Origin of the sequence: Testudinibacter crocodili (genome assembly GCF_006228025.1) — a bacterium.
GTDB lineage: Bacteria > Pseudomonadota > Gammaproteobacteria > Enterobacterales > Pasteurellaceae > Chelonobacter.
The window spans coordinates 17,671-39,303 of sequence record NZ_VDHF01000018.1 but is presented as its reverse complement, the minus strand read 5'-3'; the positions used below and the strand labels follow the sequence as shown (position 1 = coordinate 39,303).

Annotated in this window: 22 protein-coding genes and 1 riboswitch; of the genes, 12 read left to right on the top strand and 10 right to left on the bottom strand. The window is 45.5% G+C overall.

The window, feature by feature from the left end:
- Positions 1-9: 9 nt before the first annotated feature.
- From rpsC to rpsJ, 8 genes are read right to left on the bottom strand one after another with little or no spacing between them, the layout of a single operon-like run.
- Positions 10-711: a 30S ribosomal protein S3 gene (rpsC, locus tag FHQ23_RS01980; RefSeq protein ID WP_034615147.1), complete on the bottom strand. Its 702-nt coding sequence runs from the start codon at positions 709-711 to the stop codon at positions 10-12.
- 10 nt (positions 712-721) lie between these two features.
- The gene (gene rplV / locus FHQ23_RS01975; protein ID WP_034615150.1) at positions 722-1,054 is read right to left on the bottom strand and encodes a 50S ribosomal protein L22; all 333 of its coding nucleotides are present in this window, start codon (positions 1,052-1,054) and stop codon (positions 722-724) included.
- A gap of 14 nt (positions 1,055-1,068) precedes the next feature.
- Positions 1,069-1,341 (bottom strand): 30S ribosomal protein S19, encoded by a 273-nt coding sequence (gene rpsS / locus FHQ23_RS01970; protein WP_132964897.1) that lies wholly within the window; start codon positions 1,339-1,341, stop codon positions 1,069-1,071.
- A 25-nt stretch (positions 1,342-1,366) separates the two neighbouring features.
- Positions 1,367-2,188, bottom strand: coding sequence for a 50S ribosomal protein L2 (gene rplB / locus FHQ23_RS01965; protein ID WP_132964900.1), 822 nt, complete (start codon positions 2,186-2,188; stop codon positions 1,367-1,369).
- Between the two features lie 18 nt (positions 2,189-2,206).
- Complete coding sequence (gene rplW, locus FHQ23_RS01960) at positions 2,207-2,509, bottom strand: 50S ribosomal protein L23 (RefSeq protein WP_139612828.1); 303 nt, start codon at positions 2,507-2,509, stop codon at positions 2,207-2,209.
- Positions 2,506-3,111, bottom strand: a complete 606-nt coding sequence (gene rplD / locus FHQ23_RS01955; protein ID WP_139612827.1) for a 50S ribosomal protein L4 — start codon at positions 3,109-3,111, stop codon at positions 2,506-2,508. The genes rplW and rplD overlap by 4 nt, the downstream gene beginning before the upstream one ends.
- Before the next feature lie 15 nt (positions 3,112-3,126).
- On the bottom strand, positions 3,127-3,759 hold the full coding sequence (rplC, locus tag FHQ23_RS01950) for a 50S ribosomal protein L3 (RefSeq protein WP_132964906.1): 633 nt from the start codon (positions 3,757-3,759) through the stop codon (positions 3,127-3,129).
- 27 nt (positions 3,760-3,786) lie between these two features.
- Entirely contained in the window at positions 3,787-4,098 is a 312-nt protein-coding gene (rpsJ, locus tag FHQ23_RS01945; RefSeq protein ID WP_001181005.1) for a 30S ribosomal protein S10, read from the bottom strand.
- A 455-nt stretch (positions 4,099-4,553) separates the two neighbouring features.
- Between rpsJ and speC the strand changes: the two genes are divergently transcribed.
- Positions 4,554-6,701 (top strand): ornithine decarboxylase, encoded by a 2,148-nt coding sequence (gene speC / locus FHQ23_RS01940; RefSeq protein ID WP_139612826.1) that lies wholly within the window; start codon positions 4,554-4,556, stop codon positions 6,699-6,701.
- 68 nt (positions 6,702-6,769) lie between these two features.
- Here speC and FHQ23_RS01935 read toward each other — a convergent pair whose 3' ends face one another.
- The gene (locus FHQ23_RS01935; RefSeq protein WP_139612825.1) at positions 6,770-8,968 is read right to left on the bottom strand and encodes a TonB-dependent siderophore receptor; all 2,199 of its coding nucleotides are present in this window, start codon (positions 8,966-8,968) and stop codon (positions 6,770-6,772) included.
- Between the two features lie 141 nt (positions 8,969-9,109).
- Between FHQ23_RS01935 and FHQ23_RS01930 the strand changes: the two genes are divergently transcribed.
- Genes FHQ23_RS01930 through FHQ23_RS01920 form a run of 3 tightly spaced genes read left to right on the top strand, consistent with a single transcriptional unit; the run spans position 9,110 to position 12,169 of the window.
- Positions 9,110-9,985 (top strand): helix-turn-helix transcriptional regulator, encoded by an 876-nt coding sequence (locus FHQ23_RS01930; RefSeq protein ID WP_139612824.1) that lies wholly within the window; start codon positions 9,110-9,112, stop codon positions 9,983-9,985.
- Position 9,986: 1 nt separating this feature from the next.
- A complete protein-coding gene (locus tag FHQ23_RS01925; protein ID WP_139612823.1) occupies positions 9,987-11,177 on the top strand; it encodes an MFS transporter in 1,191 nt (396 codons plus the stop codon).
- Positions 11,174-12,169, top strand: coding sequence for a siderophore-interacting protein (locus FHQ23_RS01920; protein WP_139612822.1), 996 nt, complete (start codon positions 11,174-11,176; stop codon positions 12,167-12,169). The genes FHQ23_RS01925 and FHQ23_RS01920 overlap by 4 nt, the downstream gene beginning before the upstream one ends.
- A 41-nt stretch (positions 12,170-12,210) precedes the next feature.
- On the opposite strand, the gene grxB is transcribed toward FHQ23_RS01920, so the two are convergent.
- Positions 12,211-12,858, bottom strand: a complete 648-nt coding sequence (grxB, locus tag FHQ23_RS01915; protein ID WP_139612821.1) for a glutaredoxin 2 — start codon at positions 12,856-12,858, stop codon at positions 12,211-12,213.
- A 158-nt stretch (positions 12,859-13,016) separates the two neighbouring features.
- On the opposite strand from grxB, the gene lepA reads away from it, so the two are divergent.
- The 8 genes from lepA (at position 13,017) to FHQ23_RS01875 (ending at position 21,605) form a co-directional block, all read left to right on the top strand.
- Complete coding sequence (gene lepA, locus FHQ23_RS01910; RefSeq protein ID WP_139612820.1) at positions 13,017-14,813, top strand: translation elongation factor 4; 1,797 nt, start codon at positions 13,017-13,019, stop codon at positions 14,811-14,813.
- A 9-nt stretch (positions 14,814-14,822) separates the two neighbouring features.
- A complete protein-coding gene (gene lepB / locus FHQ23_RS01905; protein ID WP_139612819.1) occupies positions 14,823-15,797 on the top strand; it encodes a signal peptidase I in 975 nt (324 codons plus the stop codon).
- An 8-nt stretch (positions 15,798-15,805) separates the two neighbouring features.
- Positions 15,806-16,483, top strand: coding sequence for a ribonuclease III (gene rnc, locus FHQ23_RS01900; protein ID WP_139612818.1), 678 nt, complete (start codon positions 15,806-15,808; stop codon positions 16,481-16,483).
- Between the two features lie 8 nt (positions 16,484-16,491).
- On the top strand, positions 16,492-17,433 hold the full coding sequence (gene era / locus FHQ23_RS01895; RefSeq protein ID WP_139612817.1) for a GTPase Era: 942 nt from the start codon (positions 16,492-16,494) through the stop codon (positions 17,431-17,433).
- A gap of 517 nt (positions 17,434-17,950) precedes the next feature.
- The gene (locus tag FHQ23_RS01890) at positions 17,951-19,246 is read left to right on the top strand and encodes a uracil-xanthine permease family protein (RefSeq protein WP_139612816.1); all 1,296 of its coding nucleotides are present in this window, start codon (positions 17,951-17,953) and stop codon (positions 19,244-19,246) included.
- A gap of 579 nt (positions 19,247-19,825) precedes the next feature.
- Positions 19,826-19,870, top strand: a riboswitch (PreQ1 riboswitch).
- Between the two features lie 2 nt (positions 19,871-19,872).
- On the top strand, positions 19,873-20,541 hold the full coding sequence (gene queC, locus FHQ23_RS01885) for a 7-cyano-7-deazaguanine synthase QueC (RefSeq protein ID WP_139612815.1): 669 nt from the start codon (positions 19,873-19,875) through the stop codon (positions 20,539-20,541).
- A complete protein-coding gene (gene queD / locus FHQ23_RS01880; protein ID WP_139610763.1) occupies positions 20,534-20,962 on the top strand; it encodes a 6-carboxytetrahydropterin synthase QueD in 429 nt (142 codons plus the stop codon). Before queC ends, queD begins: the two co-directional genes overlap by 8 nt.
- Before the next feature lie 10 nt (positions 20,963-20,972).
- The gene (locus FHQ23_RS01875; RefSeq protein WP_139612814.1) at positions 20,973-21,605 is read left to right on the top strand and encodes a 7-carboxy-7-deazaguanine synthase QueE; all 633 of its coding nucleotides are present in this window, start codon (positions 20,973-20,975) and stop codon (positions 21,603-21,605) included.
- Positions 21,606-21,633 lie beyond the last annotated feature (28 nt).

Here is a 21,633-nt window from a genome sequence, read left to right as displayed (position 1 = left end):
TCAATCTCCTTACTTACGACCTTTGCGCGCTTTTTTAGGTTGCGCTTCAGGTTGTTGTTCTGATTGCATAACTGCAGCCATTCCACCAAGAATCTCACCTTTGAAGATCCATACTTTTACGCCGATAACGCCGTATGTAGTATGAGCTTCTGCAGTGTTATAATCGATGTCCGCGCGTAATGTATGCAAAGGCACACGCCCTTCACGATACCATTCTGAACGCGCAATTTCTGCACCACCTAAACGTCCGCTTACTTCGACTTTGATACCTTGCGCACCTAAACGCATTGCGTTTTGTACGGCACGTTTCATCGCACGACGGAACATAACACGACGTTCTAATTGTGAAGCAATGCTTTCAGCAACCAGACGCGCATCTAATTCAGGTTTTTTCACTTCTGTGATATTGATTTGCGCAGGAACGCCGGTAATTTCGGCTAATTTGTTACGCAATTTTTCAACATCTTCGCCTTTTTTACCGATAACGATACCCGGGCGAGCAGTGTGAATAGTTACACGAATACTCTTAGCCGGACGCTCAATATCAATACGAGCAACAGAAGCATTGGCTAACTCTTTGTTTAAGAACTTACGTACTTTGAAATCGCCTTCTAAGTTGTCAGCGAAATCTTGTGTATTCGCAAACCAAGTTGAACTCCAAGGTTTAACAATACCGAGGCGAATACCATTAGGATGTACTTTTTGACCCATTGCTATTCTCCTACTTGTCAGACACAACCACAGTGATGTGGCTTGTACGTTTTAAAATACGATCCGCACGACCTTTAGCACGTGGCATAACACGTTTCATGCTAGGACCTTCGTCAACGAAGATTTTAGCAACTTTAAGATCATCGATATCTGCACCGTCATTATGCTCTGCATTCGCAATCGCAGACTCTAAAACTTTTTTCACCAAAGCCGCAGCTTTTTTGTTGGTGAACGTCAAGATTTCCAGAGCTTGAGCAACATTTTTACCGCGAATTAAATCAGCAACTAAGCGAGCTTTTTGAGCTGAAGTGCGAGCGAAACGATGTTTTGCAATAGTTTCCATCTTTACTTCCTTCCTTACTTAGCTTTCTTATCAGCGGCATGACCGCGGTAAGTACGAGTCGGTGCAAATTCACCTAATTTATGACCGATCATTTCGTCGGAGATAAATACAGGAACGTGCTGGCGACCATTATGGACGGCGATGGTCAATCCGATCATTGTTGGAATGATCATTGAACGACGGGACCAAGTTTTAATTGGTTTTTTATCCCCGCTTTCCACCGCTTTCTCTACCTTCTTCAGCAAGTGTAGGTCAATAAAAGGACCCTTCTTGAGAGAACGTGGCATGGCTTATCCTCTTTTTATATTAAAATTATTTACCACGGCGACGTACGATGAATTTATCAGTACGTTTATTGTGGCGAGTTTTCTTACCTTTAGTTTGAACGCCCCATGGAGTCACAGGATGTTTACCAAAGTTACGACCTTCACCACCACCATGAGGGTGATCTACCGGGTTCATCGCCGTACCGCGAACGGTAGGACGAACGCCACGCCAACGGCTTGCACCGGCTTTACCCAGTACGCGCAGCATGTGCTCAGAATTTCCAACTTCACCGATAGTTGCCTGACATTCGGATAACACTTTACGCATTTCGCCGGAACGAAGACGCAATGTTACATAGTTACCCTCACGAGCAATAATTTGTACATACGCACCGGCTGAACGAGCAATTTGACCGCCTTTGCCTGGTTTTAATTCTACGTTATGTACAGTTGTACCAACCGGGATATTACGCATTGGTAATGAATTACCCACCTTAATAGGTGCTTGCGTACCCGCTTGGATTTGATCGCCTGCTGCCAAACCTTTAGGTGCTAAGATATAACGACGCTCACCGTCTTTATATAGCACTAAAGCGATATTCGCAGAACGATTTGGATCATATTCCAGACGCTCAACAACCGCCGGAACGTCTAACTTATTACGTTTAAAGTCAACGATACGGTAATGTTGTTTATGACCACCACCGATATGGCGGGTAGTGATACGTCCTAGATTGTTACGACCACCGGTTTTAGATTTAGTATCTAAAAGCGGAGCATAAGGTTTACCCTTGTGTAAATCAGGGTTAACGATTTTAACTACATGGCGACGACCAGCGGAGGTCGGCTTACATTTTACGATAGCCATTATTTTCTACTCCTCTGATTACTCTGCACTGTCAAGGAAGTCCAAATTTTGGCCTTCTTGCAAGGTGACATACGCTTTTTTCCAGTCGCTACGACGACCCGTTCTCGCACCATGACGTTTGGTTTTACCTTTAACAACGATAGTACGCACTGAATCAACTTTCACTTCAAACAGTTTTTCAACAGCAGCAGCGATTTCAATTTTGTTGGCTTCTTTAGCTACTTTGAAAACAATCGTATTTGACTGTTCGGCATTATTAGTCGCTTTCTCAGAGACATGTGGTGCTTTCAGCACTTTTAGCAAACGTTCTTCCAGAATCATGCCAACATCTCCTCAATTTGCTTCACAGCGTCAGCCGTAATAACTACTTTTTCAAAAGCAATTAAGCTAACCGGATCAATCGCCTGAACGTCACGCACATCCACTTTGTAAAGGTTGCGTGCAGCCAAGAATAGATTTTCATCTAAATCCGCTGTGATGATCAGCACATCTTCCAGTGCCATTTCTTTTAATTTTTGAACTAAAACTTTTGTTTTCGGGGTGGCAACTTCGAATTTCTCAACCACAACCAAACGGTCTTGGCGAAGTAATTCAGAAAGAATGCTCTTAATAGCACCACGATACATTTTTTTGTTCACTTTTTGGCTGTGATCTTGTGGCTTAGCCGCAAATGTCACACCACCTGAACGCCAAATTGGGCTTTTCACGTTACCGGAACGCGCACGGCCAGTACCTTTTTGACGCCATGGTTTTTTGCCTGAACCTGCTACTTCAGCACGAGTTTTTTGTGCACGAGTACCTTGGCGAGCACCTGCTGCATAAGCAACAACAACTTGGTGTACCAACGCTTCGTTAAACTCACGTCCGAAGGTAGTTTCAGAAACAGTCAATGCACTTTGTGCATCTTTAGTTACTAATTCCATTCCTATCTCCTAGACTTATGCTTTAGCTTTAACAGCTGGTTTAACAATTAAATCACTACCAGTTGCGCCAGGAACGGCACCTTTGACCAATAATAATTTACGTTCAGCATCAACGCGAACCACTTCCAGTGATTGAACAGTTACACGCTCAGCACCTAAGTGACCTGCCATTTTTTTACCTTTGAATACACGACCCGGAGTTTGGTTTTGACCAATAGATCCAGGAACACGGTGAGACAAAGAGTTACCGTGAGTAGCATCTTGAGTACGGAAGTTCCAGCGTTTTACTGTACCGGCAAAACCTTTACCTTTCGATGTACCTGTTACGTCAACTTTTTTAACGTCTGCGAAGACATCAACATTAATTTCCTGACCCAAAGTGAACTCTTCACCTTCGGTACGGAATTCCCATAAACCGCGACCAGCTTCAACACCTGCTTTAACGAAATGACCTGCTTCTGGCTTAGTTACACGACTTGCTTTTTTAGAGCCAGTAGTAACCTGAACTGCAGAATAGCCATCTGTTTCAAGGGTTTTCACTTGAGTCACACGGTTGGCTTCGATTTCGATTACGGTAACTGGGATAGACACACCGGCTTCTGTGAAGACGCGAGTCATACCAACTTTACGACCGATTAAACCAATCATTGTATTAACCTCTTACCTATTCCCTGATTAACCTAGGCTGATCTGCACGTCAACGCCGGCAGCCAGATCTAAACGCATAAGCGCGTCAACAGTTTTCTCTGTTGGTTCAACAATATCGACCAAACGCTTGTGAGTACGGATTTCGTACTGATCACGCGCGTCTTTATTAACGTGTGGAGAAATCAACACGGTAAAACGTTCTTTACGGGTCGGTAATGGAATTGGACCACGAACTTGAGCACCTGTGCGCTTAGCTGTTTCTACGATTTCCGCAGTGGATTGATCGATCAAACGATGATCAAACGCTTTCAAACGGATACGGATTCTTTGGTTCTGCATGAGACCAGAGCTCCATTATTAAAAATGAGATAACAAAAAACCGACACCTCGATTTTCATACTACTAATATTTGAAAATGAAGTGCGATTAAGCCTATTTTAGCTCCCCAATCGGGAACATTGTCAGCAACGACCTATTGCTGTCGCCCGTTTGATAAATGATTACATCAAACGACTTCCATCAAGAAAGTCCGCAAAGTCTATAGAAACATCGCACAGTTTGCAAGCACTTTTATCCGATTTTTTGCAAAAAGTGCGGTTCGCTTTGATAGAAAAAGCTATCTGTGATTCTTGAGAGAGATCCCTCTGTCTTCACTTTCCTTCAGCGATTAAATTTGTTATCGTTTGCGCAACTTCAAACCGCACTTTTGCCTTGCGATTGCAAGCCAATAAACCCAAGCTGAAAAGCGTTGTGCTTTTCATTGATATGACTCGTCTGCCGATAGGAAAACGCCGATGAAAATTGCTGCCAGCCAAGGCACAGAATTTGCCTTTTTGTCTGACTATAAAATCATGGACATTGATATGACCGACTTCACCAATGTCTGTGCTGTAGTCACCACGATTAAAGACCTGCCCGAAGTATGGGAAGAATTGGAACGGTTGGGCTTCCCGATTCCGATTTTCGCTGCGATTGAATACGGCGAAACCGTCCCCGACGAATGGTTAACCGAGCTTTACGGGGTCATCGAGTTGGCGGAAGATCAAAAATATTATAACGGCCAATTGATCAACGCCGCCGCCGCCGACTATATCGATACCCTCGATCCACCGTTTTTCCAAGCCTTGAAAGAATACACCGACTACGGCAACGCCGCATTCGACTGCCCTGGACACCAAGGCGGTCAATTTTTCCGCAAACACCCTTCCGGTCGCCGTTTTTACCTCTATTTTGGCGAAACCTTGTTCCGTGCCGATTCCTGCAACGCCGACGTGCGCTTAGGCGATCTCCTCATTCACGAAGGCCCGGCATTTCAGGCTCAAGCCCATGCTGCACGCGTGTTTAACGCCGATAAAACCTATTTTGTGCTCAACGGCACTTCGTCCGCCAACAAAGTGGCGATCGGTGCGTTGGTCAGCAAAGGCGACTTGGTGCTGTTTGACCGCAACAACCATAAATCGGTGCATCAAGGGGCGCTGACGTTGTGCGGTGCCATGCCGGTATATATGGAAACCACTCGCAATGCCTACGGTTTTATCGGTGGTATCCCGTCGCACTGCTTTGAAGAAGCGGATATCCGCACCCAAATTGCCAAGGTTGCACCGGAACGTGCCAACGATAAACGCCCATTCCGTTTGGCGGTGATTCAATTGGGCACCTATGACGGCACGATTTACAACGCACGCCAAGTGGTCGATCGCATCGGACATCTGTGCGACTACATTCTGTTTGACTCGGCGTGGGTCGGTTATGAACAGTTTATTCCGATGATGCGTGATTGCTCGCCACTATTATTGGAGCTGAATGAAAACGATCCCGGCATTTTGGTGACCCAATCGGTGCACAAACAGCAGGCAGGTTTGTCGCAAGCGTCGCAAATTCACAAAAAAGATAACCATATCAATGATCAAGAGCGGTATTGCAACCATAAACGTTTCAACAACGCCTTTATGATGCACGCCTCGACCAGCCCGTTTTATCCGCTGTTTGCCTCATTGGACGTCAACGCTAAAATGCACGCCGGCAAAGCCGGTAAACGGATGTGGCAGGAGTGTGTGCTCAGCAGCGTGGAAGTGCGTAAAATGCTGCTAAAAACCTGCAAACTGATTCGCCCGTTCGTGCCGCCGATGGTGGACGGCAAATCCTGGGAAAACCACAAATCGGAAGACATCGCCAACAATATCCGCTTTTTCCAATTTGCCAAAGACGCGCGCTGGCATGATTTCGACGGCTACGCCGAAGAACAGTATTTTATCGATCCGTGCAAGCTGTTGCTGACCACCCCAGGCATCAATATGGAAACCGGCGAATATGAAGAATCGGGTATTCCGGCGGCGATTTTGGCGCACTACCTGCGTGAACGTTCGGTAATTCCGGAAAAAGCCGATTTAAACTCGATTCTGTTTTTACTCACTCCAGCAGAAACCATGGCGAAATTCCAGCATTTGGTAGCGAACATCGCCCGCTTTGAAGAGCATATCCAAGATAACACCCCTGTGGTCGAAATGCTGCCGACGCTTGCCAAAACGTATCCACAATATAGCAAAATGCGGATTGGTGAACTGTGTCAGAAACTGCACAACTTCTACGCCAAACACCGCCTAAACGACTTACAACAACAGATGTTCCTGCGTGACGCCTGGCCGAAGATGCACATCACGCCGGAAGCCTGCCACAATGCGTTTATCCGCAACGAAGTGGAGTTGGTTTCGCTGGCTGAAATTGAAGGCAGAACCGCTGCCGAAGGTGCATTGCCTTATCCGCCGGGCGTGCTGTGTATCGTTCCCGGCGAAGTTTGGGGGGGCGCCGTATTGGAATATTTCCGAGCTCTGGAACAAGGCATCAACGAACTGCCGGGCTTCGAACCGGAAATCCAAGGGGTGTATCTGGAAGCCGACGACGCCGGCTACCGCCGCGCCTGGGCGTATGTGTTAAAACAATAACACGCTCAGTAAAAGGCGAAGTGCGGTTTGCCCGACCGCACTTTGCCTATATTGATCAACTTATTTAGCTAAAATTTAAAGCCCAATGTCATATTAATATTTCTTGGTGAACCGTAGCTGTGGGAATTAACACTAGTACGATAAGTTTTATCGAATAAGTTCTCTACATTTAGTGTTAAGGTCGCATTTTTGCTCAAATTATAGCGCAACATCAAATCCACTAATGCGTAGGATTTTTGAGTCGAAACTGCTTTTGCCTTCGCCGCTAACGCTGCACTGGCGCCATAATTTAATCCCCAAGGGGTTCCTTCATAAATTGTACTTTGCCAGCGTACTCCTGCGCCGACTGTCATACTACGCCATGCATAGCTGGTAAAAAGTTTAAATTGCTGAATCGGAATTTCAGGTGTCAAGCGTTGATTATTTGAGCCTTTTCCCTTGCTACGACTAAAACCAGCTGAAATTGCCCAATTATCTCTTATTTCTCCATTCACTTCGATTTCAAAGCCTTTTGTTTTTCCACTCGGATCAAAAGCGTAATAATCACAAGTCAACCCTCCGGGACTATATTGTTCACAGAAGCCGACATTCCGTTTTCGGGTTTCAAATAGTGCCAAAGAGCCGTTTAACCGCCCATCAAAGAACTCTGCTTTTAACCCGACCTCAATATTGCTGCCTTTTTCCGGATTCAAATATTGGTTATTTTTATCCCGTTTGGTTTGTGGTTTAAAAATTTGTGCATAGCTGGAATAAATTGAAAAGTTATCATTTAAATCATATACCAGCCCAATATAGGGAGTAACACTACTTTTAGTATTTTTCCCATTTTGGATATATTGAGTATCTTCTGTAATATTAAATCGAGTATAGCGTCCACCTAAGATCAACGCTAATTGCTCGGTTAAGTAAAGACGAGTTGCCGTATAAGCGCCGACTTGGCGAATTCTGTTAATGTCCTGCCCATCTGCCGTCCAAAGCGGCAACGGCAAAACCCCATTAAACTGCCCTAAATTATCTATCACACTCGGATCAAAAATACGATTGAGCCGCCGCCCATACCGTGGCTGATCATTATTTAAAATATAACCACTCACACCAACCATCACATCATGTTTTCTATTCCATAACGTATATTTTCCGTTTAATGACGCCATAAAATTATGTTGCCGAGGGCGTTCATCACTCTTTACTGTTGCGCCGGCTGCCATCGGTATGGCTCGATTGACAAAAGCCGACGCAGCAATGCCCGCGACTTGATCACGATGTCCTTTGGCATAACCATATTCTATTTTAAGCAACCAATCCTGATTAAAACGGTGCCGCAATTCGGTAAACAGATTTAAATTGCTATAATTAACATAAGAGCCATTAATCGTTGCATTGGAACGAGGTAAAGCCGGAATGGCATTACCGTCCGTATCATATAAAACCAGCCCGAACATCGATGTATTACGATCACGCATGGATTGGTAGGTTCCGCCAATACTAAGTGTGGTATCCGAGCTAATATCCCATTCCGTGATGCCATAGATCATTCCATTACGATTTTGTGCGCGCTCACGAAAGGTGTCCGATCCCAGGTAAGACATCACCAAACGCCCACGCAAACTGCTATCGGCATTCAAACTGCCGGAAAGATCTGTTTCTACTCCGTGTAAATTAAAATCGCCTACCTTAAAATCTAAAGTTCCCTGAAAATGACGAGTTGGACGTTTGCGATGTAAACTAATCGTTGCACTCGGCTGTCCTGAACCGTCCATTAGCGCTGTTGCGCCGCGTAACACTTCAATTTGATCGTATTGCGCACTATTTAATATACTCCAGGCATTCGGTTCATCACCCGGACCTTTTCCACCAAAGGCAATATTATTTACCGGCATACCGTCTAATTGAAAATTTTGCACTCGATTACCGCGCGCATATAGCACCGTATAGCCGGTTTCTGTTGAGCCTTTTACATCTGCATACAATCCAACAGCTTGTTGAACCACTTTACTTAAAGAGGATAAATTTTGATCTTTAATCTGCTCCGCCGACACAATACTCACATTCTGAGGTGTTTGCCGCAGTGTCATGGCTAAACCTGTTGCCGTGCTGCTTCCATACGCACCATAACCTTGGTTATAGCTACTTTCTGTTATGATTGATGTATCGGTAACCGTAATCGTCTCTAGCTCTTGTTTGTTTTCAGCTTGAGCGATACAAGACAGCAGGCTTAATGCAACCGCACTTCGTTTAAAATAGCGTTGGCGTTTCAAAAATTTCATTAGATAACCTCAGATAAGAATCATTTATTTTTTGAAAAAGAGAACTATTCGTATAAAATCAAAAATATTCTAAGCTAAGTTCTTACTGGATAACACACCAAATAGGTAACTTTATCCCCCTTACCAGCAAATAAAACCATTATGAAAGCAAAATTTTACCAGCATATCGATCCCTCGCCAGAATTATTGGGTATTATGAATTATCGAGAATTTGATAATGGTCTCGCATGGAAACTTGCTCAGCTGCAATGTCAACCAAAACGATTCAGTGAACAGATTTTGTTTCACCCCAGTTTACGCTTGATTTTTACCCTTGAAGGACAAACACATCTCAATTATGCGGATCGAACAATTACCCTTAACCGCGGAGAGGGAGTGATATTGCCTAATTTAGGCTGTGAAATACAAGGTAATAAATCATTCTACGCCGGCTATCGACAAAAAGAGCTTGTCCTGTTTTTTGAACCAGAATGGATTGACAATATCGGTATTGATGAATCCCTATTTTTCCACTTAGAACAACGGGCAGCACCACATCAATTCAAAATAACCAGCAGTATAGAATTACTGATTCGTCAACTAATGCACAGTGAAGATCACCCGACACAGTGGCAAACACCGATTCAAAATAATTTATGTACGACTTTGCTGTTGGAAGTGATGCAGACACTTTTTCCGCCGCAAATAAACGGTCAACAGCAGAAAAAAATAGCCTCCAAACGCTTGGAGCGCTTACTCAGTTTATTACACAACGAACAAACAATAGATTGGAATATGAAACAAATCGCCCAACACTGTTGTAGCAACACTACAACCTTGCAACGTGAATTTAAAGCGCATTACAACACCACGATTATGAACTATCTACGCCAAATTAAAATGCAACGCGCCAAACACGCTCTTTTAGGCGGAGCATTAGTCAGTGAAGCGGCACAACTGGCAGGCTATCGAAAAATTGAATGTTTTAGCCGACAATTTTATAACCAATTCGGGATTTACCCGAGCAAAATTAAATAATATGCAGAAATCTCTATTTGTTTGGCTACTTTTCGGCACAACCTATATCAGCCAACACATCGGCTTCAGTTTTATGTCGGTGACCTTGATTGTTTTATTACGCCAACATGGTGCCTCTCTTGATGCCTTAAGTTTAATGCCACTTATCGTATTACCTTTTTCACTGCGTTTTTTATGGTCACCCGTTGTTGAACGTTTTGGACGCTCGGCACGTGGGCATTTTAAAAATTGGTTAATCCCGGTTCAATGCCTAATGATATTTTGCCTACTGACAATAACCATCATTAATCCCATTACCCAAATTTATACCTTATTCTTGGTATTATTGATTTTTGCTGCAATTATAGGTTTTCAAGACTTGGCACTTGACGGTTTGGTCTGTTCAGCCTTTTCACAAACTGAGCGCACCACCATCAATAGCATTCAAATCGGTAGCGGTATGTTAGGCAATCTCGTTGGCGGTGGATTGGTCATACTGTATCCACACTTAGAATGGCAAGGTTCAATCCTTATTTTATCCCTTATCTCCTGTATCCCATTATTTTTTCTCATTCGCTTCCAAGAACCGACTAAAACAAAAATTCAAACCTTACCGTTGAGGCAAGGCTGGTTTGAGCTTTTTCGATTTTGGCACGGAAAACTCACTTGGCTTGGAATGCTGTTTATTTACGCCATTGCCTTTTCCGGCGGATTCAGCATATTATCCCCCACCTTGGTCGACGGCGGTTGGTCAATGACAGAGATAGGTATGATGATGAATTACGGTGTTCTCATCGGTTTAGTTGCTGTCATCAGTGTTGTACCACTCAGCAAAAAATTCTGCCGTAAAAAGACTGTCCGTATCTTTACCGCACTTCAGCTTATCAGCCTTATCGCATTGTTACCTCTCTCTTTCGGAAAGACCGATACACTTTGGGCTTATCTCGCGGTTACTGCCTGCTATCTCAGTTTTGCCCCGATGTTCACCCTAAATAGCGCAATAATGATGGATTTGGCAGCTAAAAGTACAACCCCAACAATTGCTTACACCGTGCAAATTGCTGTCGCGATGCTGTTCTCTATTTTAGCATCAACACTTAGCCTTGCTACTGCTGACTATTTTGGATACTCAGCAACTGTTTTACTTTCAATCGGCGCCGCATTAATCACCTTGATGACTATGCCGTTAATTATTACAAGGATTACCGCATGAAAAGAACCCCTTTAGCTGACCAAATTCAAAAAATTGATATCATCGAACACGTCACCGAAGATCACTATCGAGAACTGCTTGCTATCAGCCGGGTATATTTAAATTCTGAAACTGAGACTGTTAATTTTATTGATCTTTTTGAAGAGGGAATGTTATTAACGATTCAATACGGTGATCAACAGAAAACGGATCTTATTCCGTTTTTAGCTACCGGTGAAATTCACCATAAAGTCCGACATCTCGCTATGACAGCAATCGAACGCTCTTCTGACAGCCAATCACAAGCTAAACACCAGTTTTTTGACGTGCTGCACAACCAAATGATAACCAAAAATATATGTCGGCTTACCCTAAAAAGCTCTCAACCTCTCCCTATTGATAAACCCGGTTACGCTTGGAACTTTAGCTTAACCACATTTGACCATATACCGGATATGGCAGAATTAAAAATAAATGAACAACGGCGTTATTACACCCTACGCCAAGCCAAAAAAAGCAGTGCAACAGTAGCCTTCAATGACATTGCGTTTGTCGATGTTTTTTTACACGGCAATACGCCCGGCAGCGTTTGGTCACGGAACTTACAACAAGGTGATATTATTCACAGCGCGGGAGACTACAACGAAAAAACAGATCATTTAGAACAGGGTAACACCGTGTTAATTGCCGATGAAACCTCACTGCCAACCGTAGCTTGGTTACTCGAAAATTGGAAAAATCCGCTACCGCCAACAGTAATTAGCATTACCCATCAAATCGAAGACCAAGACTACCTAAATAATAGTCAGCTCCCCGAAAATAGCCAAATTCATCATCTTCATTACTCAAACTGTGCCGATAACCTGCTCCAAATTTTAGAAACTATTCCACAAATTGATTCGGTTTGGGGAGCATTTGAGCACCACGCCGCTAAAATCATTCGCCAATATCTGCGTACACAACGCAAACTTGATGCCCGCCAAAATCGGGTAAAAGGCTATTGGATTGAATAGCGAGGTTTAGATATTTTCAAACCGCACTTTGAGTTGCCAAACTAAATTGCTATCGCATAAAGCAATTCAACCTTGCTCCGCTGCGCCATCGCTTCAACATAAGCCCGCACTTTTTCCGGCAACACCAAATCCTTAACAATGGTTAATGAACGCAAGGTTGGGAACAGGTGAATATCATCTTCCGACAGCGTGCCGTTGACCGCACTTTCGCTTTGAATCAGGGTTGCCAGTTGTGCCAAGTGCGGTTGCAGTTGCTGTAAATACAACGGTGTGTCGACAAGCAATTGATCAAGATCACCAACCCAATTGGTCATACGCTGGATATAGCGTTCTCTCGCCGATTCCGTTGCAATTTCAGCAAACGGGGCTTGGGTGAAACGCGGGATAATCAACGCTGAGACCAAATTTTTCACTGTATCTAACCACTCGGCAATCGCTGGATTGCTGGCACTGCTCAAGTGCGGTTTACCGTCCAGTTGATCGATATAGCGCACAATATCCATGCTTTCCGGCATAAAACTGCCGTCGGCTTTTTGCAAAATCGGCACCACTTTGCGCCCGACCATCTGCGTTGGCGTTGCAATATCGTCTTCCAGCAGTACCACTTTTTCCACCGCGATGTTTTTCAAACCGAAAATCATCGCCGCTTTGACACAAAACGGACAGTGTTGATAAATAAATAATTTCACTTTTGCTCTCCTTATTTCTAAATCGTGTATACCGCGAATAATCCGACTTACATAATAGCACTGCTATAGCATCAACGCCTATAGCACCCAAGCCAATATTCAGGTACAATCCGTCAATTAATTTGTGAATAAAAATTGGCATAGAGAACCCTTTTTAGATGAAAAATATTCGTAACTTTTCCATTATCGCCCATATCGACCACGGCAAATCCACGCTGTCCGACCGCTTGATTCAAACCTGCGGCGGCTTAAGTGATCGTGAAATGGCGGAACAGGTTCTGGATTCAATGGATCTGGAACGTGAACGTGGGATCACGATTAAAGCGCAAAGTGTCACCCTGAATTATCAAGCCAAAGACGGTGAAACCTATCAACTGAACTTTATCGACACTCCGGGACATGTGGACTTTTCCTATGAAGTGTCACGCTCGCTAGCAGCTTGCGAAGGGGCGTTATTGGTGGTCGATGCCGGGCAAGGCGTGGAAGCGCAAACCCTGGCAAACTGCTATACCGCACTGGATATGGATCTTAATGTGGTGCCGATTCTGAATAAAATCGACCTGCCGGCGGCCGATCCGGAACGAGTCGCGGAAGAGATTGAAGACATCGTCGGCATCGAAGCCGCCGATGCGGTGCGCTGCTCGGCAAAAACCGGTGAAGGTATTGAAGATGTGCTGGAAGTGATCGTCAAACAGATTCCGCCGCCAGAAGGGGATCCGCAAGCGCCGCTGCAAGCCCTGATTATCGATTCGTGGTTCGACAACTATTTGGGCGTGGTATCACTGGTGCGAATCAAAAACGGGATGCTGAAGAAAAACGATAAAATCAAAGTGATGAGCACCGGCATCTCTTATGGCGTCGATCGTTTGGGGATTTTCACCCCGAAACAGGTCGATACCAGCGAGTTAAAGTGCGGTGAGGTAGGTTGGATCGTGTGCGGCATCAAAGATATTTTGGGCGCGCCGGTCGGCGATACGCTAACCTTACAACATAAATCAGCGGACAAACCGCTGCCCGGTTTCAAAAAAGTCAAACCGCAAGTGTACGCTGGTTTATTCCCGATCAGTTCCGACGATTACGAAGCGTTCCGTGACGCTTTGGGCAAACTGAGCCTGAATGACGCCTCATTGTTCTACGAGCCGGAAAACTCAACCGCACTTGGCTTCGGCTTCCGCTGCGGCTTCTTGGGCTTGTTGCATATGGAGATTATCCAAGAGCGGTTGGAACGGGAATATGATCTGGATTTGATCACCACCGCACCGACAGTAGTGTATGAAGTCGAATTGAATGATGGCACAGTTGAACATATCGACAGCCCGGCAAAATTGCCGCCGCTGAACAATATCGCCGAAATCCGCGAGCCGATTGCCGAATGTAATATGCTGTTGCCACAACAATATCTGGGCAACGTGATTACACTGTGTATCGAAAAACGCGGCGTGCAAACCAATATGGTCTATCACGGCAACCAAGTGGCGCTGACCTATGAAATTCCGCTGGGCGAAGTGGTACTGGATTTCTTCGATCGCCTGAAATCAACCTCGCGCGGTTACGCCTCGTTGGATTACAGTTTCAAACGTTTCCAAGCGGCAAACATGGTGCGAGTGGATATTATGATCAACAGCGAGCGGGTCGATGCGTTGGCACTGATCGTACACAAAGATAACGCACCGTATCGCGGGCGTGAATTGGTGGAAAAAATGAAAGAATTGATTCCACGCCAGCAATTCGATATTGCGATTCAAGCCGCTATCGGTAACCATATCATTGCCCGTTCCACGGTGAAACAGTTGCGTAAAAACGTGTTGGCAAAATGCTACGGCGGCGATGTCAGCCGTAAGAAAAAGCTGTTGCAGAAACAAAAAGAGGGTAAAAAACGCATGAAGTCATTGGGTAACGTCGAAGTGCCGCAAGAGGCGTTTTTAGCGATTTTACATGTTGGCAAAGACAAATAAGGAAAGCGAATGTCAAAATTTTTTCTGCCGATTCTGTTAGTCAGCGGTTATATTTTATGGAAAGTATTGGACAATTTAGCACTGCCAAATACCTTTTCAATTCTATTGATTATCTTCACTCTGATCGCCGGGGCAACGTGGTGCTATAACCGTTTTTCTGCCGAACCGAAACGCCAACGCCAAATCGCACGGCTGGAGCAACGCAGCGGCAAAAGCTTAAGCGAAGAAGAACGGGCGCAAGTCGAGCCGATTTCGGAAGGCAGCGAATTTATCGCCTCCTTATTTCCGGTGCTGGCGATTGTGTTGTTGGTGCGCTCTTTTCTGTTTGAACCGTTCCAAATTCCGTCTGGCTCGATGGAACCGAGTTTGCGCATCGGTGATTTCGTGATTGTGGAAAAATACGCTTACGGTATAAAAGATCCGATTTTCCAAAACACCTTGATTCCCGTCGGTGAACCGAAACGGGGCGATGTCGTGGTGTTTAAAGCCCCGCCGCAACCAACCGTTGATTACATCAAACGTGTCGTCGGGCTGCCCGGCGATCATATCAAATATGATCAAGCCAACGGTACGCTGACCGTGACTCCGGCAAAGTGCGGTTCTGCCGTTTGTGCGCCGGAAACTTACCAATACAGCGATGCCAAAGCCAATCCAGACTTTTTCTATCACGGCAATGCACAAATCGAGATGAGCGAAAAAGGGGCGGTAACGCACCAAATTCTACTCAATCCTGTACGTTTCTATTATGATGCCGCTTATTACAAACAACAAGGCAATCCGCCTGGCGAATGGACGGTGCCGGAAGGCGAATATTTTATGATGGGCGACAATCGTGACAACAGTGATGATAGCCGTTTCTGGGGCTTTGTGCCGGAAAAAGCACTCGTCGGCAAAGCCAGTTGGATCTGGTTGAGCCTCGATAAAAAAGCCAATGAGTGGCCAACAGGCATCCGCACCGAACGCCTGTTCAGCCAGATTCCTTAGGGAAAACTATGCAAGATCTCGATAGATTACAACGTAAAATCGGTTATCAATTTCAAAAAATCGATTTATTGAAACAGGCGCTGACCCATCGCAGCGCCGACAGTCGTCACAATGAACGGTTAGAATTTTTGGGCGATTCAATTCTGAATTTTATTATCGGCGAAGCGCTGTTTAAACAGTTTGAAAAAGTCGATGAAGGTGATCTCAGCCGGATGCGCGCCACGCTGGTGCGCGAAAAAACACTGGCGATTTTGGCTCGGGAATTCGAGCTGGGCGATTACCTGCGCTTAGGGCAAGGCGAATTAAAGAGCGGTGGCTACCGCCGTGATTCGATTTTGTCCGATGGCGTGGAAGCGATTATCGGCGCGATGTATCTGGATCGCGGCTTAGAAAACATTATGCCGGTGGTGCGTGACTGGTATAAAACGTTCTTGAAAGAGATCAAACCCGGCGACAATCAAAAAGACCCAAAAACCCGGTTGCAGGAGTATCTGCAAGGCAACCGTCAACCGCTGCCGGAATATGAAGTGATTGATATTCAAGGCGAAGCACACAAACAACTGTTTAAAGTCGAATGTCGGGTCAGCAGCCTCGATAAAGTCGTGGTCGGACAGGGTCAAAGTCGCCGCAAGGCTGAACAATCTGCCGCCGAAGCGATTCTGAAACAACTTAATTTAACCCAATAGGCAACTTTATGAGCGAGCTAACCACAGAGACAACCACAGAAACAACCGATGAAAACCAGCAAACCTATTGCGGCTTTATTGCAATTGTCGGTCGCCCAAATGTCGGCAAATCGACCCTGTTGAATAAATTATTAGGACAAAAAATCTCGATCACCTCACGCAAAGCGCAAACCACCCGTCACCGCATTGTCGGCATTGATACCGAAGGCGCTTATCAAGCTATTTATGTCGATACTCCGGGGCTGCACATTGAGGAAAAACGTGCCATCAACCGTTTGATGAACAAAGCTGCCAGCAGTACGATCGGTGATGTCGATCTGATTTTCTTTGTGGTAGACGGTACCCACTGGACCGACGACGATGAGATGGTGCTGACCAAGTTACGAGCCGCCAAAGCGCCGGTAATTCTGGTGATCAATAAAATTGATAATGTAAAAAATAAAGACGAAATGCTGCCGTTTATTACTCAGTTAAACCAACGCTTTCATTTTAAGGCGACAGTACCTATTTCAGCACAACGTGGCAACAATGTGCACCAGCTGAAAAAAATTGTACAGCAATCACTACGTCCAGGACTTCATCACTTTCCAGAAGATCACATTACCGATCGTTCTGAGCGGTTTATGGCATCTGAAATTATTCGTGAGAAATTGATGCGCTTTATGGGCGAAGAGTTGCCATATTCGGTGACGGTGGAAATCGAACAGTTTAAAACTAACGAGCGTGGCACTTATGAGATCAATGGTTTGATTTTGGTGGAGCGTGAAGGGCAGAAGAAAATGGTCATCGGCCATCAGGGGCAGAAGATCAAAACGATTGGTATCGAAGCCCGTGCCGATATGGAAAAGCTATTTGATAATAAAGTCCATTTGGAGCTGTGGGTGAAAGTCAAATCCGGCTGGGCAGATGACGAACGTGCGCTGCGTAGTTTGGGCTATATCGACGAATAATCAGACCGCACATTGAATACCAATTGTTTTTACAGTTGGTATTTTTTTATCTATTTTCGCCGATAGTGATCTTGCTTGGTCTTTTATCGATTATTTGACGTTTAACTATCGCTGTTTCGCCCAATGACACCCAACTTTCTTTGCTTGTGCAAAGAAAGTTGGCAAAAGACAAACGATTGCGTTTGCATGTTGCCTTTGGCAACAGCCCGAAGGGTGAGCGAAGCGAATAAACACACCCTATTGAACTGCTGTTCTTCGCTCAGTATGAATTTGCTTGACGGAAAATTTTTAATTCGCCCGCATTGCGGGCAGACTCGCTACGCTCAAACAAAAAAATTTCCCTACAAATTTCATACCCACTCAGGCAGTTCATAAGGGAACCGGCAACACGCCGTAGCGTACAAGGTTTTAAACCGCACTTTAATTAATAACAGCACGATATAGTTAATGCTCTAAACTACTAGATGAAATAACAAACGCAGAAAATTTTTTATTAACAACCTAAGGTAATCTGTAAATGAACAAACTACTCTACTCCGTTGAAGACAAACCGCCCTTTCTGTTAAGCCTATTGCTGGGAGCACAACATTTGCTGGCGGCGCTGGGCGGAATTATCGCCGTGCCGTTGGTGATCGGCAATGTGCTGCAACTGCCGAGCAGTGATACCATTATTCTGGTCAATGCGGCACTGCTGATTTCCGGTGTGGTCACCATGATTCAATGCCAAGGTATCGGACCTATCGGTATCCGTCTGCCTAGCGTGATGGGCACCAGTTTTACCTTTGTTGCCGCCGCCTTGGCAATTGGTTTTAGCCAAGATGGGGTTGCTGGGATTTTAGGGGCGTCGCTGGTCGGCTCGTTGGTGATGATTATTGGCAGCTTCTTTATGCCGACCATCCGTAAGCTATTTCCACCTGTCGTCACCGGTACAGTAGTGATGATGATTGGCTTGAGTTTGATTCCGGTGGCAGTCGATTGGTTTGCCGGTGGGCAACGTGGCGATGAGCAATACGCTTCACCGCAAAACCTGGCGATGGCATTTTTTGTGTTAACCATCGTGGTGATTCTGGTGCAATGGGGCAAGGGCATTTTCTCGGCGGCGGCGATTGTGATCGGTATGTTTACCGGGTATCTGACCGCACTTTTACTCGGTTGGATCGATTTCAGCGGTGTGCAGCAAGCGGAGGCATTTGCACTGCCGCAACCGTTGCATTTCGGTTTGGCGTTCCCGATTTCAGGCATCATCGGCATGAGCATTGCCTATTTAGTGACCATCGTCGAATCCAGCGGTAACTTTTTGGCGCTCGGCAATGCGACCAAAACCGAGATTAGCGGCAAACACCTGCGTGGCGGGGTGCTGTGCGACGGTTTGGGTTCGGCGCTGGCTGCGGTGATGTCCACCACACCATTTTCGTCTTTTTCGCAAAACATCGGCGTGATTTCTCTGACCGGGGTTGCCAGTCGTTATGTGGTGACCATTACGGGAGCGTTATTGATGCTCGCAGGGCTATTCCCAATTTTCGGCGCGCTGATTGTCTCAATTCCGCTGCCGGTATTAGGCGGCGCCGGCTTGATGATGTTTGCCATGATCATCGCCGCTGGCATCCAGATGTTGGATAAGGTGGAGCGCAACAAACGCAACGGTTTGATTATCGCCATCTCCATCGGCTGTGGTCTAGCCGTCACCACCCGCCCGGAAATTTTGGACAAACTGCCATCGTTCGTAAAAGAGATTTTCGGCTCCGGCATCACCGTCGGTTCATTGTTAGCTCTCACGCTCAATTTGGTTTTACCACACGAGAAAGCCGAATAACGCCACCGGATTTCGCCGATGACGATTTGCTTTTTTTATCACTATCGCTTTTTCGCCTCGACGGCGACCATACTTTTCTTTGCTTGTGCAAAGAAAAGTAGGCAAAGACAAACGCTTGCGTTTGAATGTTGCCTTTGGCAACAGCCCGAAGGGTGAGCGAAGCGAATAAAGCACACCCTACTGAACTGCTGATCTTCGCTTAGTGTGAATTTGCTTAACGGAAAATTTTTAAGACTCGTCGCTTCGCTCCTCAAACAAAAGAAAAATGAAAGTGCGGTGCGGTTGGTTTTCAATTCCCCATCTGGAGTGCCTGAGCGTTTGCGTGAAGATTTCAAGGTCAATTTGTCGTGTCCGAAGTCTGCGCAGCAGGCAAGTTTACAAATTGACCGTAGAAATTAGCAAAGGCGAAGATCAGCACTACAATTGGGGGCGCCTTTCTTTTGCTTATCTTTTCTTTGGCGAAGCAAAGAAAAGTAAGTCGCCATCGGCGAAATCCGATAGTTAAATTTAAAATAAAAGATATAAAACCAAAGTGCAGTATGCTTCCCGCATAAAATCCTGTAAAATGCCCAGCCTTTAACCACCGTGGTTCGTAACCCTCCCACGCAAAAAAACTAGGACAAATTATGCAAAATAACACCAAAAAAGCGCTGGTAATCTTCTCCGGCGGACAAGATTCCACCACCTGCCTGCTACAGGCAATTCACGAGTACGGCAAAGAAAATGTCGAAGCCGTGACCTTTCAATACGGACAACGCCACGCAATTGAACTGGAAAAAGCGCAATGGATCGCACGCGATCTCGGCGTAAAACAAACCTTGATCGACACTAGCGTAATCAAAGCCATCACGACTAACGCCCTGATGGATCAAAGTGCGGTCATAGAAGAGAACGATGATATGCCGAATACCTTTGTCGACGGACGCAATGCACTATTTCTGCTCTATGCCGCGATTTATGCCAAAGGACAAGGCATTCACGACATCATCACCGGTGTGTGCGAAACCGATTTCAGCGGTTATCCCGACTGTCGCGATGTATTTGTCAAATCGATGAACGTCACCCTCAATCTGGCAATGGATTACAACTTCAATATTAAAACACCATTGATGTATCTGGACAAAAAACAGACCTGGGCGCTTGCCGATCAATTAGATGGCTTAGATTATGTACGGCAGCACACCCACACCTGCTATCTCGGCGTCGAGGGCGGTTGCCACGAATGCCCGAGTTGCAAATTACGCGAAAAAGGCTTGAATGAATACTTGACAGAAAAAGAGGCGCACCATGTTTAAAATCAGCAAAGAATTTAGTTTTGATATGGCGCATATGCTCGATGGACATGACGGTAAATGCAAAAACCTGCACGGACACACCTATAAACTGCAAATTGAACTCTGTGCACCGCTACTGACCGATCCGGCAAAGTGCGGTATGGTGATGGACTACAGTGATCTGAAAAATACGGTAAATGAGCTGATCATCAAACCGATGGATCATGCATTTATCTTCGATGAAAATAGCGAAAAAGAAAGCAAAGTTGCCCGCTTATTGCAAGAATTGGATTCCAAAGTGTTTGCCCTACCCTACCGCACCACCGCCGAATTAATGTCGCAATTTATTTTCCAACGGCTGCAACAAGCGGGTTTGCCAATTTCTGCTGTGCGTTTGTGGGAAACGCCGACTTCATTTTGTGAATACTCTTGTAACCAATAACGGACACCAAATGAGCAGCGAAATTCACTACAATATTGTTGAAATCTTTGAAAGTCTGCAAGGGGAAGGCTTCAACACCGGCATGCCAAGCATTTTTATCCGCTTCGGCAAATGCAACCTCGCCTGCCCGTGGTGTGACACCGACTACAATCGCTTTACACGGTGGACGTTGAACCAGATTATACAAAAAGTGCGGTCATACACAGCGAAAAACATCATCATCACCGGCGGTGAACCGACAATTCAACCAAAATTGACGGTGTTGCTCGACGAACTCAAAGCCGACGGCTATTTTTTGGCAATCGAGACCAACGGCTTAAAACCGACTCCGCCACAAATCGACTACATCGCCACCAGCCCGAAACGACTGTATCAACACAAATATCAGCAGCGTGGTATCCCGTTTGCACACGAAATACGGATCGTCAACGACGGCGACATTCTGCCGTTCTGCCAGCAGCTTGAACAACAGATGCAAGCTGATCACTATTACCTCTCGCCTTGCGAACAACAGGGCGAAATGAATTTACTGGATACAATTCGCAAACTGGGCGAACTCAACCAACGCCCCGAAGCGTTATCCGGCAAGCGCCCTAAATGGCAACTGAGTTTGCAAACCCATAAGCTAGTTGGGATTGAGTAAACACAACGTGCGGTTGGCAGTTATTTAA